Origin of the sequence: Enterobacter sp. DC4 (assembly GCF_000568095.1) — a bacterium.
In the GTDB taxonomy this organism is placed as follows: Bacteria; Pseudomonadota; Gammaproteobacteria; order Enterobacterales; family Enterobacteriaceae; genus Enterobacter; species Enterobacter pseudoroggenkampii.
In genome coordinates this window covers 424,170-444,177 of record NZ_AZUB01000002.1, presented here as the reverse complement: position 1 = coordinate 444,177, position 20,008 = coordinate 424,170, and the positions used below count along the sequence as shown (strand labels likewise).

Below are 20,008 nucleotides of genomic sequence, written 5' to 3'. Positions count from 1 at the left end.
ATTTCCGTACTCAGAAGTGAGTAATCTTGGTTACACCCCCAGGGAGGTCACCTGACAAAAGGGATGATGCCAAGGTAAGGCTCTTTTAGTAAATTAGTGTGCTGACGCAGAAAGTAACTCTTTGTTTTACTTTGTGTTACGCAAGTCGTATCGGCTCTGTCTATACTGTGTGACGTATCGAGCGCTGGTTTACTAAAAGAGTTTAAACATTATCAGGAGAGCATTATGGCTGTTACTAATATCGCTGAACTGAACGCCCTCGTCGAGCGCGTTAAAAAAGCCCAGCGTGAATATGCCAATTTCACCCAAGAACAGGTTGATAAAATCTTCCGCGCGGCCGCACTGGCTGCTGCAGATGCTCGAATCCCTCTCGCTAAAATGGCCGTTGCCGAATCCGGCATGGGTATCGTGGAAGATAAAGTGATTAAAAACCACTTCGCTTCCGAGTATATCTATAACGCCTATAAAGATGAGAAAACCTGTGGCGTGCTGTCCGAAGACGACACCTTCGGTACCATCACCATCGCTGAACCTATCGGCATCATCTGCGGTATTGTTCCGACTACTAACCCAACGTCTACCGCTATCTTCAAATCACTGATTAGCCTGAAGACTCGTAACGCAATCATCTTCTCTCCACACCCACGTGCGAAAGACGCGACTAACAAAGCTGCAGATATTGTCCTGCAGGCGGCGATCGCTGCTGGCGCCCCAAAAGACCTGATCGGCTGGATCGACCAACCTTCCGTTGAGCTCTCCAACGCCCTGATGCATCACCCGGACATTAACCTGATCCTGGCGACCGGTGGTCCCGGCATGGTTAAAGCGGCATACAGCTCCGGTAAACCAGCCATCGGTGTGGGCGCCGGTAACACCCCTGTTGTTATCGACGAAACCGCTGACATCAAACGTGCCGTTGCGTCTGTACTGATGTCTAAAACCTTCGATAACGGCGTGATCTGTGCATCCGAACAGTCTGTTGTTGTGGTTGACTCCGTGTACGACGCCGTTCGCGAACGTTTCGCCAGCCACGGCGGCTACCTGCTGCAGGGCAAAGAGTTGAAAGCAGTTCAGGACATCATCCTGAAAAATGGCGCGCTGAACGCCGCTATCGTGGGTCAGCCAGCGTACAAGATTGCTGAACTCGCAGGCTTTACCGTTCCGGCAACAACGAAGATCCTGATCGGTGAAGTGAAAGTTGTCGACGAAAGCGAGCCGTTTGCACATGAAAAACTGTCTCCAACGCTTGCAATGTACCGTGCGAAAGATTTCGAAGACGCGGTAGAAAAAGCCGAGAAGCTGGTTGCCATGGGGGGTATCGGTCACACCTCTTGTCTGTACACTGACCAGGATAACCAGCCAGAGCGTGTTGCTCACTTCGGTCAGATGATGAAAACTGCCCGTATTCTGATTAACACCCCTGCTTCTCAGGGTGGTATCGGTGACCTGTACAACTTCAAACTCGCACCTTCCCTGACTCTGGGTTGTGGTTCATGGGGTGGTAACTCCATCTCTGAAAACGTTGGTCCAAAACACCTGATCAACAAGAAAACCGTTGCTAAGCGAGCTGAAAACATGTTGTGGCACAAACTTCCGAAATCTATCTACTTCCGCCGTGGCTCTCTGCCAATCGCGCTGGATGAAGTGATTACTGATGGCCACAAACGTGCGCTCATCGTGACTGACCGTTTCCTGTTTAACAACGGCTACGCTGACCAGATCACCTCTGTGCTGAAAGCGGCTGGCGTTGAAACTGAAGTGTTCTTTGAAGTTGAAGCTGACCCTACCCTGAGCGTTGTGCGTAAAGGTGCTGAGCTGGCTAACTCCTTCAAACCAGATGTGATTATCGCACTGGGTGGTGGTTCCCCAATGGACGCCGCGAAGATCATGTGGGTCATGTACGAACATCCTGAAACCCACTTCGAAGAACTGGCGCTGCGCTTTATGGACATCCGTAAACGTATCTACAAGTTCCCGAAAATGGGCGTAAAAGCGAAGATGATCGCGGTCACCACCACTTCCGGTACCGGTTCAGAAGTCACGCCATTCGCGGTAGTAACGGACGATGCGACAGGTCAGAAATACCCGCTGGCTGACTATGCCCTGACCCCAGACATGGCTATCGTCGATGCGAACCTGGTCATGGATATGCCGAAGTCACTGTGTGCGTTCGGTGGTCTGGATGCGGTAACTCACGCCCTGGAAGCTTACGTTTCTGTACTGGCGTCTGAGTTCTCTGACGGTCAGGCTCTGCAGGCTCTGAAACTGCTGAAGGAAAACCTGCCTGCGTCCTATAACGAAGGGTCTAAAAACCCGGTAGCACGTGAACGCGTTCACAGTGCAGCAACTATCGCCGGTATCGCATTTGCGAACGCCTTCCTGGGTGTTTGCCACTCTATGGCGCACAAGCTGGGTTCACAGTTCCACATTCCTCACGGTCTGGCGAACGCCCTGTTGATCAGCAACGTTATTCGTTATAACGCTAACGACAACCCAACCAAGCAGACTGCTTTCAGCCAGTACGACCGTCCGCAAGCACGTCGTCGTTATGCTGAAATCGCAGACCACCTTGGTCTGAGCGCACCGGGCGACCGTACTGCTGCGAAGATTGAGAAACTGCTGGCATGGCTGGAAAGTCTGAAAGCTGAGCTGGGTATTCCTAAATCTATCCGTGAAGCGGGCGTACAGGAAGCTGACTTCCTCGCTCATGTAGATAAGCTGTCTGAAGATGCATTCGATGACCAGTGTACAGGTGCCAACCCGCGCTACCCACTGATCTCCGAGCTGAAACAGATTCTGCTGGATACCTTCTACGGTCGTGAGTTCAAAGAAGGTGACGTTGCCGCTGTGAAAACAGAAGTGCCTGTCATCAAAGCTGACAAGAAAGCGAAGAAAAGCGCTTAATTGACCGCAAATGAAAAACCCGCCTTTATGGCGGGTTTTTTTATGTCTGAATAATAAAGCTGACGTTATTTTCTATTGTCGTGCTGAATCGCTGTCAGCGAGCCTACAGACAGCGCTTCTTTATAATGCTTACGACAGACCGATACATAGCGTTCATTACCGCCTATAACCACCTGCTCACCATCTGCATAAGGTTTTCCTGCCTGGTCGAGACGAAGCACCATACTGGCTTTGCGACCGCAGAAGCAGATCGTTTTTAATTCGACGAGTTTATCCGACCAGGCGAGCAAATACTGACTCCCGGCAAAGAGCTCACCGCGAAAATCCGTCCGCAGCCCATAGCACAGAACAGGGATATCAAGCTCATCAACCACCTCGGACAGTGCGTGAACCTGTTCACGCGTCAGAAACTGGCTTTCATCGACCAGGACACAGTGAATAGGCCGCTCAGCATGTTCCGTGCGAATGTCCTCAAACAGATCGGTTTTCGGGTTAAACAGCCTGGCAGGTGACGAGAGTCCTATTCTGGAGCTCACCTTCCCTGCGCCAAAGCGATCGTCAATCTCAGCCGTATAAACAACGGTACGCATCCCGCGCTCCTGGTAATTGTACGAGGATTGCAGCAGCGCGGTGGATTTACCGGCATTCATCGCCGAATAGTAGAAATACAGTTGTGCCATTGGCCGTAAAACCCTAATCAATGTGTAATATTCCCGATGAGTCATTGTACCATATTTTGTCAGGTCATCAGCGATACAGCGCACAGAGGATGTAGTTCAGCGCGGCGTTCAGAACCTTCTGTTTTCGAAAATAATCCGTTAAAACATGAAGTAAACGCATGCAGCCAGGCCAATATGTTATATGTTAAGCCCAACATAACACTTGTTTTTATAGTGGAATCACCGTTCATTAAAATTCACCATTTATTAACTATTTCAGCCTTAACATCACGGGGGGAACTAATACAAAAGGCTGATATTTATCCGCCGCAACTATAATTCCTGCGGTAAATGTCACAAAAAAAAGAGGCAATCAACCGGACAAAGCAGGTTGATGTGATAACAAGCGAGACTGTCGGGTGATGAAATTTAAGTTAGCGTAATTAATAATAGTGAGACGATTTAGTATTTTTTGAATTCCTTACATTCCTGGCTATTGCACATATGAATTTATGGCTCTATTATTAGGTCAACAAACCACCCCCCCATTATAAGTTTGAGATTACTACAATGAGCGAAGCACTTAAAATTCTGAACAACATCCGTACTCTTCGTGCGCAGGCAAGAGAATGCACCCTCGAAACGCTTGAAGAAATGCTGGAAAAATTAGAAGTTGTAGTTAATGAACGTCGCGAAGAAGAAAGCGCTGCTGCTGCTGAAATCGAAGAGCGTACTCGTAAACTGCAGCAATATCGTGAAATGCTGATTGCTGATGGTATCGATCCAAATGAATTGCTGAACAGCATGGCTGCGGCTAAAACCGGTACCAAAGCCAAGCGTGCTGCTCGTCCTGCTAAATATAGCTACGTTGACGAGAACGGCGAAACTAAAACCTGGACTGGCCAGGGTCGTACTCCTGCTGTTATCAAGAAAGCCATGGATGAGCAAGGTAAACAGCTGGATGACTTCCTGATCAAGGATTAATCACGGCACATTCAGAGAAATCCCGCATATTGCGGGATTTTTTTTAACCTAAATTTGTCCCAAACATCCTCTTACACTCTGTCATAAAGCATTATTTAACAACTTTATCGACTGTACTTTCAGACAGGTTTTCGGGAGTGGTATAGGCATAAAAAAACCGGTGGGCAGCGCCTCACCGGTTTCGAACATTTACAACCGTGGCTTATTTCTTAATACCTACGCTCTCTTTGAGCCAGGTTTTAAATTCTTCGCCAAGGGTATTGTGGCGGATACCATATTCAACAAACGCCTGCATATAACCGAGCTTATTACCGCAGTCATGGCTCTTACCTTTCATATGGTAGGCCTCAACGGTCTCTTTCTCGATCAGCATATCGATGGCATCCGTCAGCTGGATCTCATCACCCGCTCCTGGAGGCGTTTTAGCCAGCAGAGGCCAGATTTCAGCACTCAGGACATAGCGACCTACAACAGCAAGGTTTGAAGGGGCTACATCGGCTTTAGGCTTCTCTACGACGCCAACCATTGGCACACTTTCACCCGGCTCAAGGTTAACGCCTTTGCAGTCAACCACACCGTATGCCGTTACGTCTTCAACAGGCTCAACCATAATCTGGCTGCTGCCGGTTTCGTCGAAACGTTTGATCATTTCAGCCAGGTTATCCTGAGAAAGATCGGATTCGTATTCGTCCAGAATAACGTCAGGCAGAATTACCGCTACAGGCTCATCACCCACAACAGGATGCGCGCACATAACAGCGTGACCCAGACCTTTAGCCAGCCCCTGACGAACCTGCATAATGGTGACGTGTGGAGGGCAAATAGACTGAACTTCTTCTAACAGCTGACGCTTAACACGCTTTTCCAGCATGGCTTCAAGTTCAAAGCTTGTATCGAAATGGTTTTCGATAGAGTTTTTAGATGAATGCGTAACCAGCACAATTTCAGTGATGCCGGCTGCAATGCATTCATTAACGACATACTGGATTAATGGCTTATCAACCAGAGGCAACATCTCTTTAGGAATCGCCTTAGTTGCTGGTAACATCCTGGTCCCCAATCCCGCTACCGGGATAACGGCCTTTCTGACTTTCGAATTTAGGGCAGCCATTCAAATTCTCCTGAGCTGTTCAAGTTTTGAACTTTTATGCAATAAATAACGCGTTGAGTATATCAGCCTCGCCCCGCAGTCCGGGTCTGAAAAGAACGCGTTGCCGATCAATTAGGATAAATACGCATGAAACCGGGCAGCGATAGTAGCACTCCCCGCAAAACACAGGTAAAGCAATCTTAAAATTACGACCCAATTGCTTATTCCGTGGACAACATTAAGCGTAGCCGTCCCCCGGCGCCCCAAATTTGGCACTGCCAGGAGGAACAGCGGTGGCTAATTTGATTAAGATACGCTGTTCCCAATGTCCCAAGCGGCACACCGTTACTCACCTGAATATGGTGTTCACCGGTATTCAGTGATGCATTGAGACCGGCTGAAACGAGGATCAGATTCTTTAAACCGCTGTGGTAATAGCCGACCAGCAGCGGGAACTGTCCTGGCAAATTGGCCTGACGAAAAAGCTGGTTTACCTGTTTGAGTAAACTGCCTAACTCCGGCAACCGTTGTCCCTGATGGGATAACTGTTCCTGCAACAAGCCATTAAATAGCGCACGAAGAAGTAACGCGGCTAATACACCGTTATCCCCCGCCCGGGTGACATCCAGAGAATAAAACGCAAGGTCGGAATCTGACAGAGGTGCAATATCCAGCACCAGTCCTGGCTGATCAGCGGCCACCAGTTGGCGATAATTTACACGGCAGTGTGAAATAGTTTGCTGGACGGGAGGCTGGAGTTCTTGCAACAGCTTCGCCGCAGCAGGCGGATTACTCACCAGAGCGTCCCAGTCCTGGAAAAGACGCTCCTCTTCCTCTACCCGGGAATTAAACATATTCGGATAAAGGCACGCTAAGACCGTTTCCCGCAATCTATGCAAATCCTTGACTGGTTTGAGCAGAATATCCTGTACCCCAAGACGTAATGCTTTGGCGATATCCGCCATGTTCTCGGTGGCAGAGATCACCAGAATCGGCGTCTGATTGCCTTCGTTACGCAGATGTTCAACCAGCTTCAGTCCATTCATGCGCGGCATCGCAATGTCGCAAATCATCAAATCGGGCGTAATGCTAATCATTTTTTCCAGGGCGTCGATGCCATCTTCAGCCAGTGACGTCATTGCGCCCAGCGAGGATAACCACGAATCCAGTAGCGATCGGAAAACGGGCTCGTCTTCAACAATCAAAATGTGTTTTCCGGCCAATGGCTGCGTCATGGTTCCTCCCCTGGCTGACAGTAACTAAATAGTGGCATGCGATCGGCACTATCGCCTGTCGGATTTTGCTGAAGTAGTCAAAAAAAGGTGCTTAACGTGCGGTCTGCACAAAAGGCAACAATTCGTCCATTTTCTTTTCGACGGCTAACGAGCCCGCTGCGATGGCGGCCTCAGCCCGATGGAAATCAAGGGTAGAGATTTGCGGACAGTACGGCTGAATAAGAATATCCGGAGGATCGCCTGCCATACGGTTACGTTTAAGGCGGTTCTCGAGTACCTGAATTGACGTGGTCATGATTTCTATCGCCGTTGGTGCGGTAACCGAGCGACGTGCGGCCATACGCCCGATTCTTCCGCGCAGGCGTTCATGCCAGGCCAGTTTCTCGCCCTCAACATCTTCGCTCTGGAGATTGACCGGCATGAGATCCTGCTGCATCAGGTGGGCGTCGTGCTGCAGGTCGACGGCAATCACGATATCCGCCCCCATTGCGCGCGTCAGAGAGATGGGAACCGGGTTAACGACGCCACCGTCCACAAGCCAGTAACCGTTGTGTGGGACAGGCGCCATGAGCCCCGGCATACTGCAGGAGGCACGCACGGCAAGATGGATATCCCCTTCGGTGAGCCAGAGCTCGCGTCCTGTACTGAGGTTCGTCGCGACGGCGCCGAAAGGCATCTGACAATCGGTGAAGTCTTCGAGAGGCATAACCTGGCGGAACTGGTTAAACACGCGCTCGCCGCGCAGCAGCCCACCACGCTGCCATGAGAGGTCCATCAGACGCAGCACGTCCCAGTAGCTGAAGGAGCGCACCCACGTCTCGAGTTCCGGAAGCTTCCCGCACGCGTAAGCGGAGCCGACAAGCGATCCTATTGAACACCCTGCGACAATATCAATGTCAATGCCCATCTTGTTTAAGGCATTAATTACGCCGATGTGTGACCACCCCCGGGCTGCACCTGAGCCCAGCGCCAGTCCAATTTTAACCTTTCTCATTAGCCCTGTTTTACTTCCCCTGGATTCCTGACATAGCGTCAACGCAACAGCTCAGTTAACATAGTGCTACCCGAAGCGTTTAACGCCTTTATTTTTTGTTCCAGGAAGAGAATCGTGTCTCAACTCTGCCCCTGTGGTAGCGCTCTGGAGTATAGCCTATGTTGCCAGCGATATCTGTCTGGCGATCAGGTTGCACCAGACCCGTCACACCTCATGCGTTCACGGTACACTGCTTTTGTGATCAAGGACGCAGACTACCTGATTAAAACCTGGCATCCATCCTGCCGCGCAGCCGATTTCAAACAGGACATCGAAGCCGGGTTCGCGAACACGCAGTGGCTCGGCCTTACCGTCTATGAATCCGCAACAGGCAGTCATGTTGACGAAGGTTACGTCAGCTTTGTTGCCCGTTTTACCGAGAATAATAAACCGGGTGCCATTATCGAGCGTTCCCGGTTCTTAAAGGAAAGCGGGCAATGGTATTATATTGACGGAACGCGCCCACAGTTTGGTCGTAACGATCCCTGCCCGTGTGGTTCAGGTAAAAAATTTAAAAAGTGTTGCGGGCAGTAATGCCTGACAACCCAGACTTCGCAAATACAAACAGGATTTCCCGGCGATGCAATCATTACAACGTAAAGTTCTGCGCACCATCTGTCCCGATCAAAAAGGACTGATCGCACGAATTACCAACATTTGCTACAAGCATGAACTGAATATCGTGCAGAACAACGAGTTCGTTGACCACCGTACCGGTCGCTTCTTTATGCGTACCGAGCTGGAAGGTATTTTCAACGACACCACCCTGCTTGCCGATCTGGACAGCGCGCTTCCGGAAGGTTCCGTGCGCGAACTGACCCCAGCGGGTCGACGCCGCATCGTGATCCTGGTGACCAAAGAAGCACATTGTCTGGGCGACCTGCTGATGAAAGCCAACTACGGCGGTCTGGACGTTGAAATTGCTGCCGTTATTGGCAACCATGAGACGCTGCGCACGCTGGTCGAGCGTTTTGATATTCCGTTCGAGCTGGTGAGCCACGAAGGCCATACCCGTGAAGAACACGACGATCTGATGGCGCAGGCCATTGAAGCGCATAACCCGGACTACGTGGTGCTGGCGAAATACATGCGCGTGTTAACGCCATCCTTCGTAGCGCGTTTCCCGAACAAGATCATCAACATTCACCACTCGTTCCTGCCGGCCTTTATTGGTGCGCGTCCTTACCACCAGGCGTACGAGCGCGGCGTGAAGATCATCGGTGCGACCGCGCACTACGTGAATGACAACCTGGATGAAGGTCCAATCATCATGCAGGACGTCATTCATGTGGATCACACTTACACTGCTGAGGACATGATGCGTGCGGGTCGTGACGTTGAGAAGAATGTGTTGAGTCGTGCGCTGTATCAGGTGCTGGCGCAGCGGGTCTTCGTGTACGGCAACAGGACCATCATTCTTTAATCTTTCGGAAAATGAATTGATTAGCTTTGCGCCTTTACGGATAAAAAGCAGGCAAACAACTTCATTTCCCTAAAGGAATGCTTTACAGGGGCGTCTCATTTGATATGATGCGCCCCGCTTCCAGCAGGAAGCAGGCCAGTAAAAAGCATTACCCCGTGGTGGGGTTCCCGAGCGGCCAAAGGGAGCAGACTGTAAATCTGCCGTCATCGACTTCGAAGGTTCGAATCCTTCCCCCACCACCATCTCTCAGCACGACCTCAAAATTTGAATTACCCCTGGTGGGGTTCCCGAGCGGCCAAAGGGAGCAGACTGTAAATCTGCCGTCATCGACTTCGAAGGTTCGAATCCTTCCCCCACCACCATCACTTCCAAACGACGCTAAACCTTCTGTTCGCACCGGGCATCATACATTTCCGTAACGGGGAAGGATGAGAAGCTTCGACTAAGGTTCGATTCGAGCGTAGCGAGAAAGCGTTGCCGCAGGCGACGACCCGAAGGGCGAGGCGCAACGCGCCGAGTAATCCTTCCCCCACCACCATCACTTTCCCAACATAAAAAACCGAGTCCGCCTTTGTAGGCCGGGTAAGGCGCAGCCGCCACCCGGCGACAAAAACCTACATCGTCGGCAAACGGCGCTTCACCGGCGAGCTCTTAACAATCGACGTATTACACTGGGCATGTTCTGCCAGGCCGTCCAGCAACGCATCAAGCTGTTCGATTGACCGCACCACCAGCCTAATCACAAAGCAATCTTCCCCGGTGACTTTGTCGCTCTCAATACACTCCGGCATCGCCTGAATGTACTTATCCACCTTATGCAACAGCCCCGGCAAAGGCCGCACGCGCACCAGCGCCTGCAGCGTATACCCCAGCGCCGCCAGATTCACCCGTGCACCATAACCCTGAATCACACCCCGTTCTTCCAGCCTCTTCAGGCGTTCTGCCGTGCTGGGGGACGACAGACCGATGCGGCCGCTGAGCACCTTCAACGACATGCGCGCATCCCCAACCAGACAGGCTAAAATTTGTCGGTCGATATCATCGATAAGGCATTCCATTCTTTTCACCTAATTTTAAAAAGTGATTTACCTATTCAACCTTATATCACCCCTGTAAAACCCGACAGCGATTTTCGACAATAGCGTCATTAATCAGGAGGTGGATGATGCGTGATTTACATAAAGGCGTCTGGCAAATGAGCCTGGCGATGTTAATTTCCGGCTCTATCGGCGCGTTTGTTTTGCTCTCCGGTCTGCCGGTGACGGAAGTGGTGTTTTGGCGCTGTCTTATCGGGGCTATGGCGCTTTTTATTTTTATCCGGGGAAGTCAAAAACCCTTCAGTCCCCTCACCCGCACCACGCTGCTGCTGGCTATTCTCGGCGGCGTGGCATTAGTGGTGAACTGGCTGCTGCTCTTCGCAGCCTATGAGCGGATCTCAATTGGCCTTTCGACCGTGGTCTATAACACTCAGCCGTTTATGCTGGTCTTGATGGGAATGTTTTTAGGTGAACGCGTCAGCCTGGTGAAATGGGGCTGGCTGTTCCTCGCCTTTGGCGGCGTGGTGATACTGCTCTCCAGCGAGCTGACCGGCGCGCATGGCGGTGAATGGCTCGCCGGAATCGGTCTGGCGATGGCCGCGGCGTTCTTCTATGCGGTCACGGCCATTATTGCCCGCAAACTCAGATCCGTTGCGCCGCAGCATATTGCCTTTATCCAGGTACTGACTGGCGTCGTGATGCTTTTGCCGTTTGCTCATATGCCGTCATTTTCCGGTGATTTCCCCTGGCCGATCCTGCTCACGCTGGGCATTGTCCATACCGGCATTATGTACCAGCTGCTCTACAGCGCGATTCAGAAGCTGCCGACGCCCATTACCGGCTCCCTGTCGTTTATCTATCCGGTGGTGGCAATTGTTGTTGATAATCTGGTGTTCGGACACGCGCTGAACCTGACGCAGCTGGCGGGCGGCGCGCTGATCCTGTTTGCTGCCGCTGGGAACAACCTGGGCTGGGGCGAAAAAAAACCCCGCGAGTGCGGGGTTGGTATCAAAACGGCAAATTAGCGCCGGGCGCGTACTATCTGGTATTTGCGCGTCAGGTACTCCACCGGCGCGCTCCAGATATGCACCAGACGGGAGAACGGGAACAGCACAAACAGCGTCATCCCCAGCACCAGGTGAACGCGGAAGATAAACGCCACGCCGTCCAGGTGCGCGGAGGCTCCGCCGTGGAAGGTCACCACGGACTGCGCCCAGCCCACCAGCTTCATCATTTCGCTCCCGTCCATATGCTGCGCCGAGAACGGAATGGTCAACAGACCCAGCGCACACTGCACCATCAGCAGGGAGAGGATCAGGATGTCCGCTGCAGTCGTGGTCGCACGCACGCGCGGGCTGAACAGACGACGTTTCAGCAGCAGCAGGCCACCGACCAGAGTCATCACCCCGCAGGCACCGCCCGCGATCATCGCCATCTTCTGCTTCACCTCAATCGGTAGCCACGCTTCATACATCCAGTGCGGCGTCAGCATTCCCAGGAAGTGACCGGCAAAAATCCCCAGAATACCGATGTGGAACAGGTTAGAGCCCACATGCATTCCCTTACGATCCAGCATCTGGCTGGAGGCAGCACGCCAGGTGTACTGCCCGTAGTCATAACGCAGCCAGCTTCCCACCAGGAACACGGTGCCCGCGATATACGGGTAAATGTCAAAGAAGAACATATTCAGGAAGTGCATTAGTGCCGTCCTCCGTTAGAGATATTCAAATATTGCGGGGCAACCGCGCCGGCAAAACGACGCTGGTGAGCGGAGATTTCAGACTCGCCGCAGTTCTGGTCAGCAAAGAATTTCACCTGCTCTTCTTCCCAGACCGCATCCAGCGCCTGTGGCGTATCATCGCGGGCTTCATCCGCAATTTTCTCCGCCACTTTTTCACGGTCGACCGCGGCGTTGGCCAGCTTCACCAGCAGATCGAACAGCACCGCATAGCGGCTCTCGCGCTGCTGAAGACGCGCGCCGAGCAGCGCCAGGATCGGCGCGATGTCCTGCAGACCACCCAGCGCCTCTTCTTTCGGCAGCTGTGCCAGATACTCCAGATAGAGCGGCAGATGATCCGGCAGCTCGCGGCTGTCAAGCTGCAGGCCGTGCTGTTCGTACTGGGCCATCAGATCCACCATCGCCTGACCGCGGTCGCGGGATTCGCCGTGAACGTGTTCAAACAGCAGCAGGGACGTTGCACGACCACGGTCAAACAGCTGGCTGTAGTCCGACTGGGCATCCAGAAGGTCGCGCGCCAGCAGGTCGCGGAGGAAAACACCCAGCATCTGGGCATCGTCCTTATCCAGGTTTTCAGATGACGCGAGTGCATCAAAGAGTTCCTGCTGATGCTGCGCAAGCGCAGCATCCGGGTACTCGAGCAGACGCGAAACAATGACGAGTTCAATCATTGGTGCGGCTCCGTTTTACTGGTCACATCCATGGCATCAATGCGGCGGCTGTTGAAGAGATTGAATTTGCTGTCTGACCCGTGGCAACCGTCGCCAAAGGTAAAGCCACAGCCATTTTTTTCCGGGAAGGCTTCGCGGGCCAGCTCACGGTGACTGCTCGGCACCACGAAACGGTCTTCGTAGTTAGCGATCGCCAGATAGCGGTACATCTCCTGCGCCTGCGCTTCGGTCAGACCGACCTCTTCCAGCGCGCGGGTATCGGTTACGCCATCCACGGTTTCGGCACGCTTGAAGTGGCGCATTGCCAGCATACGCTTCAGCGCCAGCAGTACCGGCTGGGTATCACCTGCGGTCAGCAGGTTTGCCAGATACTGAACCGGGATACGCAGGCTCTCCACGTCCGGCAGAATGCCGTTGCTGCCCAGTTCGCCCGCGTCAGCCGCAGACTGAATCGGCGACAACGGCGGCACGTACCAGACCATCGGCAGAGTGCGGTATTCCGGGTGCAGCGGCAGGGCCAGCTTCCAGTCCATCGCCATTTTGTACACCGGCGACTGCTGCGCGGCGTCAATCACGCTCTGCGGGATGCCGTCTTTCAGCGCCTGCTCAATCACCTTCGGATCGTTCGGATCGAGGAACACGTCCAGCTGACGCTGATAGAGATCTTTCTCGTGCTCGGTGCTGGCTGCGTTTTCAATCGCGTCTGCGTCGTACAGCAGCACGCCGAGGTAGCGAATACGGCCTACGCAGCTTTCGGAGCAGACGGTTGGCATCCCGGCTTCAATACGCGGATAGCAGAAGATGCACTTCTCGGATTTGCCGCTCTTCCAGTTGAAGTAGATCTTTTTGTACGGGCAGCCGGTGATGCACATACGCCAGCCGCGGCACTTGTCCTGGTCGATCAGCACGATGCCGTCTTCTTCACGCTTGTAGATGGCGCCGCTCGGGCAGGTCGCCACGCACGCCGGGTTGAGGCAGTGCTCGCACAGGCGCGGCAGATACATCATGAAGGTATTTTCGAACTGGCCGTACATCGCCTTCTGCATGTTCTCGAAGTTCTGGTCTTTGGCGCGTTTCTCGAACTCGCCGCCCAGAATCTCTTCCCAGTTTGGACCGCTGGTAATTTTGTCCATGCGCTGGCCGGTGATCAGCGAGCGAGGACGGGCGATCGGCTGGTGTTTGCCTTCCGGCGCGTTGTGCAGGTTCTGGTAGTCGTAATCAAACGGCTCGTAGTAATCATCGATGCCCGGCAGATGCGGGTTAGCGAAGATTTTTCCCAGAAGCCAAGCGCGGTTACCCATGCGCGGCTGCAGCTTGCCGTTGATTTTACGGATCCAGCCGCCCTTCCACTTCTCCTGGTTTTCCCAGTCGGTCGGGAAGCCGGTGCCCGGCTTGCTTTCCACGTTATTGAACCAGGCGTATTCCATACCTTCACGGCTGGTCCAGACGTTTTTACAGGTGACCGAGCAGGTATGGCAGCCGATGCATTTATCCAGATTCAGCACCATGCCGACTTGTGAACGAATTTTCATTTTACGCTCTCCTGTACCTGGTCATTACCTTCGCCGTCTAACCAGTTAATATTCTTCATCTTACGTACCACCACGAACTCATCGCGGTTCGATCCTACGGTGCCGTAGTAGTTAAAGCCGTAGGCCAGCTGCGCATAGCCACCGATCATGTGGGTCGGCTTCGGCGTAATGCGGGTCACGGAGTTGTGGATCCCGCCGCGCTGCTCGGTGATCTCTGACCCCGGCAGGTTAACGATACGTTCCTGCGCGTGGTACATCATGGTCATCCCGGCCGGTACGCGCTGGCTCACCACCGCACGCGCCGTCAGGGCACCGTTACTGTTGAACACTTCGATCCAGTCGTTATCTTCAATACCCAGATCTTTGGCATCCGTTTCGCTCATCCAGACAATCGGACCGCCGCGCGACAGGGTCAGCATCAGCAGGTTATCGCTGTAGGTGGAGTGAATACCCCACTTCTGGTGCGGCGTCAGGAAGTTCAGCGCCTTCTCAGGGTTACCGTTCGATTTCGCCCCCATCACGGCTTTCACGGAGCGGGTGTCGATTGGCGGACGGTACACCAGCAGGCTTTCACCGAAGTCGCGCATCCACTGGTGATCCTGATACAGCGACTGGCGGCCTGACAGGGTACGCCATGGGATCAGCTCGTGAACATTGGTATAGCCCGCGTTATAGGACACATGCTCATCTTCCAGGCCTGACCAGGTCGGGCTGGAGATAATCTTGCGCGGCTGGGCCTGAATATCGCGGAAGCGGATTTTCTCTTCCTCTTTATTCGTCGCCAGGTGGGTATGGTCGCGACCGGTGAACTCGCTCAGGGCCGCCCAGGCCTTCACCGCCACGTGGCCGTTGGTTTCCGGTGCCAGAGTCAGGATCATCTCTGCGGCATCAATCGCCGTGTTCAGCATTGGCTGGCCTTTGGCCGGGCCGTCCGCTTTGGTGTAGTTAAGCTTGCGCAGCAGGTCCATCTCGCTCTGGGTGTTCCAGGCGATCCCTTTCCCGCCGTTACCGATTTTCTCCATCAGTGGGCCGATAGAGGTAAAGCGCTCGTAGGTTGCCGGGTAGTCGCGTTCAACCGGAATAATGTGCGGTGCGGTCACGCCCGGGATCAGGTCGCACTCGCCTTTTTTCCAGTCCTTCACGTCCAGCGGCTGCGCCAGTTCGGCAGCGGAGTCGTGCTGGATGGGCAGCGTCACCACGTCAGTCTCTTTGCCCAGGTGCCCCACGCAGACTTCTGAGAATGTCTTCGCGATGTCTTTGTAGATCTCCCAGTCGCTTTTCGATTCCCACGCCGGGTCAACGGCCGCAGACAGCGGATGAATAAACGGATGCATGTCCGAGGTATTCATGTCGTCTTTTTCGTACCAGGTGGCGGTAGGCAGCACGATGTCGGAGTAGAGGCAGGTGCTGGACAGGCGGAAGTCGAGGGTGACCACCAGATCCAGCTTGCCGTCGAGACCGTTGTCTTTCCACTCCACCTCTTCCGGCTTCACGCCGCCCTGCTTGCCGAGATCTTTCCCCTGGATACCGTTTTCGGTACCGAGCAGGTATTTCAGCATGTACTCGTGGCCTTTACCGGACGAGCCCAGCAGGTTGGAGCGCCAGATAAACAGGTTACGCGGGTGATTTTTACCGTTTTCTGGCTGTTCCGCCGCGAAGCGGATTGAGCCATCCTTCAGCGATTTCACGGTGTAATCCACCGGTGACATGCCCGCTTTCTTCGCCGCTTCCGCAATGCGCAGCGGGTTCGTGCCCAGCTGCGGCGCAGACGGCAGCCAGCCCATGCGCTCGGCGCGCACGTTGAAGTCAATCAGATGGCCGCTGTAGCGGGATTTATCCGCCATCGGCGACAGCAGCTCCTGCGCGGTGACCGTCTCGTAGCGCCACTGGCTGGAGTGGTTATAGAAGTACGAGGTGCTGTTCATGTGGCGTGCCGGGCGCTGCCAGTCGAGGGCAAACGCCAGCGGCTGCCAGCCGGTCTGCGGACGCAGTTTTTCCTGGCCCACGTAGTGCGCCCAGCCGCCGCCGCTCTGGCCGACGCAGCCGCAGAAGATCAGCATGTTGATCAGGCCACGGTAGTTCATATCGAGGTGATACCAGTGGTTCAGACCCGCACCGACGATGATCATGGAGCGACCGTGGGTCTTGTCGGCGTTATCCGCAAACTCGCGGGCGATACGCACGATCTGCGCGCGTGGAACGCCGGTGATTTGCTCTGCCCATGCCGGGGTGTAGGCTTTCACATCGTCATAGCCGGTGGCGCAGTTTTCATCGCCCAGACCACGTTCCAGGCCGTAGTTCGCCATGGTCAGGTCATAGACGGTGGTGACCAGAGCGGTAGACCCGTCGGCCAGCTGCAGGCGTTTCACCGGCAGCTTGTGCATCAGTACGTTTTTCAGTTCAACCTTGTTGAAGTGCTCGGAACCTTCACCGCCGAAGTACGGGAAGCCCACCTCGGCGATCTCGTCCTGGCTACCCAGCATGCTCAGGCGCAGCTCCGTCTCTTCGCCGGTCGTGCCGTTACGCTGCTCAAGGTTCCACTTGCCCTTCTCGCCCCAGCGGAAGCCGATAGAGCCGTTTGGCGCCACCAGCTCGCCGTTGCTGTTATACGCAACGGTTTTCCACTCAGGATTATTTTCCTGGCCCAGCGAATCCACCAGATCGGCAGCGCGCAGCGTACGGCCAGCGGCATAGTAGCCCTCACGCTCTTCCAGCATGACCAGCATCGGCATGTCGGTATAGCGGCGGACGTAGTCGGTGAAGTACTGGCTTGGTTTATCCAGGTGGAACTCGCGCAGCATGACGTGACCCATCGCCATCGCCATCGCCGCATCGGTACCCTGTTTCGGCGCCAGCCACAGATCGCACAGCTTGGCGATTTCGGCATAGTCCGGGGTCACCGCCACCGTTTTGGTGCCTTTGTAACGGACTTCGGTAAAGAAGTGCGCGTCCGGCGTACGGGTCTGAGGAACGTTAGAGCCCCAGGCGATGATGTAGCTGGAGTTGTACCAGTCCGCGGATTCCGGCACGTCGGTCTGCTCGCCCCAGGTCTGCGGAGACGCGGGCGGCAGGTCGCAGTACCAGTCGTAGAAACTCAGGCAGGTACCGCCGATTAAAGAGAGATAGCGCGCGCCGGAGGCATAAGAGACCATCGACATCGCCGGGATCGGCGAGAAGCCCGCCACGCGGTCAGGACCGTAGGTTTTGACGGTGTAGACGTTGGAAGCGGCAATCAGCTCGTTCACTTCTTTCCATGAGGAGCGAACGAAACCTCCGCGACCGCGGGCCTGCTTGAAGCTTTTTGCTTTGTCAGCGTCTTCAATGATGGAGGCCCAGGCATCCACCGGATCGCTGTGCTGCACTTTCGCTTCACGCCACATTTTCATCAGGCGCTTGCGCATCAGGGGGTATTTCAGACGGTTCGCGCTGTAGAGATACCAGGAGTAGCTGGCGCCACGCGGGCAGCCGCGCGGTTCGTGGTTCGGCATATCCGGGCGGGTGCGAGGATAGTCGGTCTGCTGCATTTCCCAGGTCACCAGACCGTTTTTAACGAAAATCTTCCAGCTACATGAGCCAGTGCAGTTCACGCCGTGGGTCGAACGGACGACTTTGTCATGCTGCCAGCGCTGGCGGTAACCGTCTTCCCAGTCCCGGTTGGTATCCAGAACCTGGCCGTGCCCATCGGCAAACGTTTCACCCTTCTGCTTGAAGTAGCGAAACCGGTCCAAAAATTTGCTCATCGGGTATCTCCTGTGTGGAGCCTGTGGCTCTCTAAATCGACATTGCTGATTTGCATCGAAGGTAACGCCCTGAAAGAGGGGGAGAATTGATAACGATCAAGACGAGGAGGGACTTTCAGGCGAGGGATTACACCGAATACCACCAAAGCGGTATCTTTTGAAAATTCATATCCACATGAAATATATCGTTATTTTTATTTTATCGTACAAACCGCCAGGCAGAATTTAACCTCTCAGGTATTAAGGGGTAGAGCGACCTGTAAAGCGATGGCGATCACAGCGTTACTAGCGGGCTTCCTCTGTAAACCCACCAGTATGTTGTAACTATTACCAGCACAAAAAAAACGCGGCCCGAAGGCCGCGTAAACGGATAATCAACTTACTTTTTATTTTTAGAATTACGCCCGTATACCGCCCAGGTGATCACAACGCAGGCGATATAGAAGACGAGGAAGACTTTCATGGCACCGGCCGGAGAGCCGGTCAGGTCCAGAGAGATACCGAACGCTTTCGGGATAAAGAAGCCGCCAATCGCGCCGATGGCAGAGATAAAGCCCAGCGCCGCAGCCGTATCCGTCGCCGCTTCGCGCATGGCCTGCTCTTCGCTCCCGCCCTGTGCTTTTACGCGGTCCATGGTCAGCTTACGGAAGATCACGGAGATCATCTGGAAGGTTGACGCGCTCCCCAGCCCGGCCGTCAGGAACAGCACCATAAACACGCCGAAGAAGGCGATGAAGTTACCGCCCTGTCCGTCGGCTGGCAGTGTGAGGAACAGCAGCGCACAGAAGACCGCCATCACGACAAAGTTAACCAGCGTCACGCGGGTACCGCCCAGGCGGTCAGACACCATGCCGCCCAGCGAACGTGCCAGGGCACCAATAAACGGCCCGAAGAAGGCAAAGTGCAGGATCTGAATCTCCGGGAACTGCGTTTTCGACAGCATCGCGAAACCCGCTGAGAAGCCGATAAACGAACCGAAGGTGGCCAGATACAGCAGCGCCATCACCCAGAGGTGTCCACGCTTCAGCACCGGCAGCTGTTCGCTCAGCGACGCCTTCGACGCGGACAGGTCATTCATAAAGAACCAGGCTGCGAGGGTGAAGACCACGAGGAATGGTACCCAGATCCAGGCTGCATTTTGCAGATAGAGGGAAGAACCATCCGCCTGCTCAACGCCACCGCCGCCAAAGGCTGCAAAAATGGAGACCGAGATCGCCAGCGGGGCAATGAGCTGCATCACGCTCACGCCCATATTCCCCAGACCGCCGTTAATCCCCAGCGCGCCGCCCTGCTTCGCTTTCGGGAAGAAGAAGCTGATGTTCGCCATGCTGGAGGCGAAGTTTGCACCCGCAAAACCGCACAGCAGGGAGATAATCACGAATACGCTAAATGGCGTAGAGGTATCCTGCACCGCGAAGCCGAGCCAGACGCAGGGAACGATCATGATGCCCGTACTGAACGCCGTCCAGCGACGACCGCCAAACACCGGCACCATAAACGCGTAAGGCACACGCAGCAGCGCGCCTGACAGCGACGGCAGCGCGGTCAGCATGAATAGCTGATCGGTGGTAAACGTAAAACCCACTTTCGGCAGGTTGACCGCCACCGCGCTAAACAACATCCATACGCAAAACGCTAATAACAGACACGGCACGGAAATCCACAGATTCCGGCTTGCTACACGATGGCCGCGCTGTTGCCAGAACGCCGGATCCTCTGGACGCCAGTCTGTAATAACGGCACCATTTTCCCTTTCGGGAGCGGATGAGTGACTCATAGACACCTCTGATTCTCGAATGATGCTGCAAACATTAGGGTTTTAGGGCGGCGGTAAGTTGATATAAATCAAAGGAAAAGTGGGAGGATTTGCGGCGAAAAGTAAGGCCTCACCCTAAGTGAGTAGGCTAATTCGGTAAAAAAGACGTGGTTTTTCACGGTGCTGACGGTTCCTGGCTACCCCCA

At 54.2% G+C, this 20,008-nt stretch carries 15 protein-coding genes, 2 tRNA genes and 1 other RNA gene; 8 read left to right on the top strand and 10 right to left on the bottom strand.

All coding sequences use genetic code 11. The features are described from left to right. Positions 1–225 precede the first annotated feature (225 nt). Positions 226–2,904 carry a bifunctional acetaldehyde-CoA/alcohol dehydrogenase gene (adhE, locus tag P349_RS16175; RefSeq protein WP_032647603.1) on the top strand — a complete coding sequence of 893 codons (2,679 nt, stop codon included), beginning with the start codon at positions 226–228 and terminating at the stop codon, positions 2,902–2,904. 65 nt (positions 2,905–2,969) lie between these two features. Here the strand turns inward: adhE and tdk are convergent, their stop codons facing one another. Beyond that, positions 2,970–3,584, bottom strand: coding sequence for a thymidine kinase (gene tdk, locus P349_RS16180; RefSeq protein WP_024907093.1), 615 nt, complete (start codon positions 3,582–3,584; stop codon positions 2,970–2,972). 549 nt (positions 3,585–4,133) lie between these two features. On the opposite strand from tdk, the gene hns reads away from it, so the two are divergent. After that, positions 4,134–4,547 (top strand): histone-like nucleoid-structuring protein H-NS, encoded by a 414-nt coding sequence (hns, locus tag P349_RS16185; protein ID WP_008502781.1) that lies wholly within the window; start codon positions 4,134–4,136, stop codon positions 4,545–4,547. Between the two features lie 202 nt (positions 4,548–4,749). Here hns and galU read toward each other — a convergent pair whose 3' ends face one another. From galU to rssA, 3 genes are all read right to left on the bottom strand, one after another. Further along, on the bottom strand, positions 4,750–5,658 hold the full coding sequence (gene galU / locus P349_RS16190) for a UTP--glucose-1-phosphate uridylyltransferase GalU (RefSeq protein ID WP_008502780.1): 909 nt from the start codon (positions 5,656–5,658) through the stop codon (positions 4,750–4,752). A 200-nt stretch (positions 5,659–5,858) separates the two neighbouring features. Further along, complete coding sequence (gene rssB / locus P349_RS16195; protein WP_032647605.1) at positions 5,859–6,872, bottom strand: two-component system response regulator RssB; 1,014 nt, start codon at positions 6,870–6,872, stop codon at positions 5,859–5,861. 91 nt (positions 6,873–6,963) lie between these two features. Next, on the bottom strand, positions 6,964–7,866 hold the full coding sequence (gene rssA / locus P349_RS16200) for a patatin-like phospholipase RssA (RefSeq protein ID WP_032647607.1): 903 nt from the start codon (positions 7,864–7,866) through the stop codon (positions 6,964–6,966). Between the two features lie 114 nt (positions 7,867–7,980). Here rssA and P349_RS16205 point away from each other — a divergent pair, with 114 nt between their 5' ends. The 5 genes from P349_RS16205 (at position 7,981) to P349_RS25300 (ending at position 9,866) form a co-directional block, all read left to right on the top strand. Then, on the top strand, positions 7,981–8,439 hold the full coding sequence (locus tag P349_RS16205; RefSeq protein ID WP_032647609.1) for a YchJ family protein: 459 nt from the start codon (positions 7,981–7,983) through the stop codon (positions 8,437–8,439). Between the two features lie 46 nt (positions 8,440–8,485). Further along, entirely contained in the window at positions 8,486–9,328 is an 843-nt protein-coding gene (gene purU / locus P349_RS16210) for a formyltetrahydrofolate deformylase (RefSeq protein ID WP_023312104.1), read from the top strand. A gap of 157 nt (positions 9,329–9,485) precedes the next feature. Next, positions 9,486–9,570, top strand: a tRNA-Tyr gene (locus P349_RS16215). Between the two features lie 35 nt (positions 9,571–9,605). Then, a tRNA-Tyr gene (locus P349_RS16220) sits at positions 9,606–9,690 on the top strand. Between the two features lie 45 nt (positions 9,691–9,735). Continuing rightward, a non-coding RNA gene (locus tag P349_RS25300) (RtT sRNA) lies at positions 9,736–9,866 on the top strand. A 76-nt stretch (positions 9,867–9,942) separates the two neighbouring features. On the opposite strand, the gene P349_RS16225 is transcribed toward P349_RS25300, so the two are convergent. Next, on the bottom strand, positions 9,943–10,386 hold the full coding sequence (locus tag P349_RS16225) for an Lrp/AsnC family transcriptional regulator (protein ID WP_032647611.1): 444 nt from the start codon (positions 10,384–10,386) through the stop codon (positions 9,943–9,945). 107 nt (positions 10,387–10,493) lie between these two features. Between P349_RS16225 and P349_RS16230 the strand changes: the two genes are divergently transcribed. Then, entirely contained in the window at positions 10,494–11,390 is an 897-nt protein-coding gene (locus P349_RS16230) for a DMT family transporter (protein WP_032647612.1), read from the top strand. On the opposite strand, the gene narI is transcribed toward P349_RS16230, so the two are convergent. The 5 genes from narI to P349_RS16255 all read right to left on the bottom strand — a co-directional run bounded on the left by narI (position 11,387) and on the right by P349_RS16255 (position 19,823). Beyond that, the gene (gene narI / locus P349_RS16235) at positions 11,387–12,064 is read right to left on the bottom strand and encodes a respiratory nitrate reductase subunit gamma (protein ID WP_023312107.1); all 678 of its coding nucleotides are present in this window, start codon (positions 12,062–12,064) and stop codon (positions 11,387–11,389) included. The two genes, P349_RS16230 and narI, sit on opposite strands and share 4 nt — an antisense overlap. Continuing rightward, a complete protein-coding gene (gene narJ, locus P349_RS16240; RefSeq protein ID WP_032647614.1) occupies positions 12,064–12,774 on the bottom strand; it encodes a nitrate reductase molybdenum cofactor assembly chaperone in 711 nt (236 codons plus the stop codon). The genes narI and narJ overlap by 1 nt, the downstream gene beginning before the upstream one ends. After that, the gene (narH, locus tag P349_RS16245; RefSeq protein ID WP_024907086.1) at positions 12,771–14,306 is read right to left on the bottom strand and encodes a nitrate reductase subunit beta; all 1,536 of its coding nucleotides are present in this window, start codon (positions 14,304–14,306) and stop codon (positions 12,771–12,773) included. Before narH ends, narJ begins: the two co-directional genes overlap by 4 nt. Next, positions 14,303–18,046 carry a nitrate reductase subunit alpha gene (locus tag P349_RS16250; protein WP_032647616.1) on the bottom strand — a complete coding sequence of 1,248 codons (3,744 nt, stop codon included), beginning with the start codon at positions 18,044–18,046 and terminating at the stop codon, positions 14,303–14,305. The genes narH and P349_RS16250 overlap by 4 nt, the downstream gene beginning before the upstream one ends. 379 nt (positions 18,047–18,425) lie before the next feature. Next, a complete protein-coding gene (locus P349_RS16255) occupies positions 18,426–19,823 on the bottom strand; it encodes a NarK family nitrate/nitrite MFS transporter (RefSeq protein ID WP_032647618.1) in 1,398 nt (465 codons plus the stop codon). Positions 19,824–20,008: the final 185 nt, after the last annotated feature.

Excerpts from the sequence above, each read along its gene's own strand:
- adhE (WP_032647603.1), top strand. The coding sequence starts at position 226 with ATGGCTGTTACTAATATCGCTGAACTGAACGCCCTCGTCGAGCGCGTT.
- tdk (WP_024907093.1), bottom strand. The coding sequence starts at position 3,584 with ATGGCACAACTGTATTTCTACTATTCGGCGATGAATGCCGGTAAATCC.
- hns (WP_008502781.1), top strand. The coding sequence starts at position 4,134 with ATGAGCGAAGCACTTAAAATTCTGAACAACATCCGTACTCTTCGTGCG.
- galU (WP_008502780.1), bottom strand. The coding sequence starts at position 5,658 with ATGGCTGCCCTAAATTCGAAAGTCAGAAAGGCCGTTATCCCGGTAGCG.
- rssB (WP_032647605.1), bottom strand. The coding sequence starts at position 6,872 with ATGACGCAGCCATTGGCCGGAAAACACATTTTGATTGTTGAAGACGAG.
- rssA (WP_032647607.1), bottom strand. The coding sequence starts at position 7,866 with ATGAGAAAGGTTAAAATTGGACTGGCGCTGGGCTCAGGTGCAGCCCGG.
- purU (WP_023312104.1), top strand. The coding sequence starts at position 8,486 with ATGCAATCATTACAACGTAAAGTTCTGCGCACCATCTGTCCCGATCAA.
- P349_RS16225 (WP_032647611.1), bottom strand. The coding sequence starts at position 10,386 with ATGGAATGCCTTATCGATGATATCGACCGACAAATTTTAGCCTGTCTG.
- P349_RS16230 (WP_032647612.1), top strand. The coding sequence starts at position 10,494 with ATGCGTGATTTACATAAAGGCGTCTGGCAAATGAGCCTGGCGATGTTA.
- narI (WP_023312107.1), bottom strand. The coding sequence starts at position 12,064 with ATGCACTTCCTGAATATGTTCTTCTTTGACATTTACCCGTATATCGCG.
- narJ (WP_032647614.1), bottom strand. The coding sequence starts at position 12,774 with ATGATTGAACTCGTCATTGTTTCGCGTCTGCTCGAGTACCCGGATGCT.
- narH (WP_024907086.1), bottom strand. The coding sequence starts at position 14,306 with ATGAAAATTCGTTCACAAGTCGGCATGGTGCTGAATCTGGATAAATGC.
- P349_RS16250 (WP_032647616.1), bottom strand. The coding sequence starts at position 18,046 with ATGAGCAAATTTTTGGACCGGTTTCGCTACTTCAAGCAGAAGGGTGAA.
- P349_RS16255 (WP_032647618.1), bottom strand. The coding sequence starts at position 19,823 with ATGAGTCACTCATCCGCTCCCGAAAGGGAAAATGGTGCCGTTATTACA.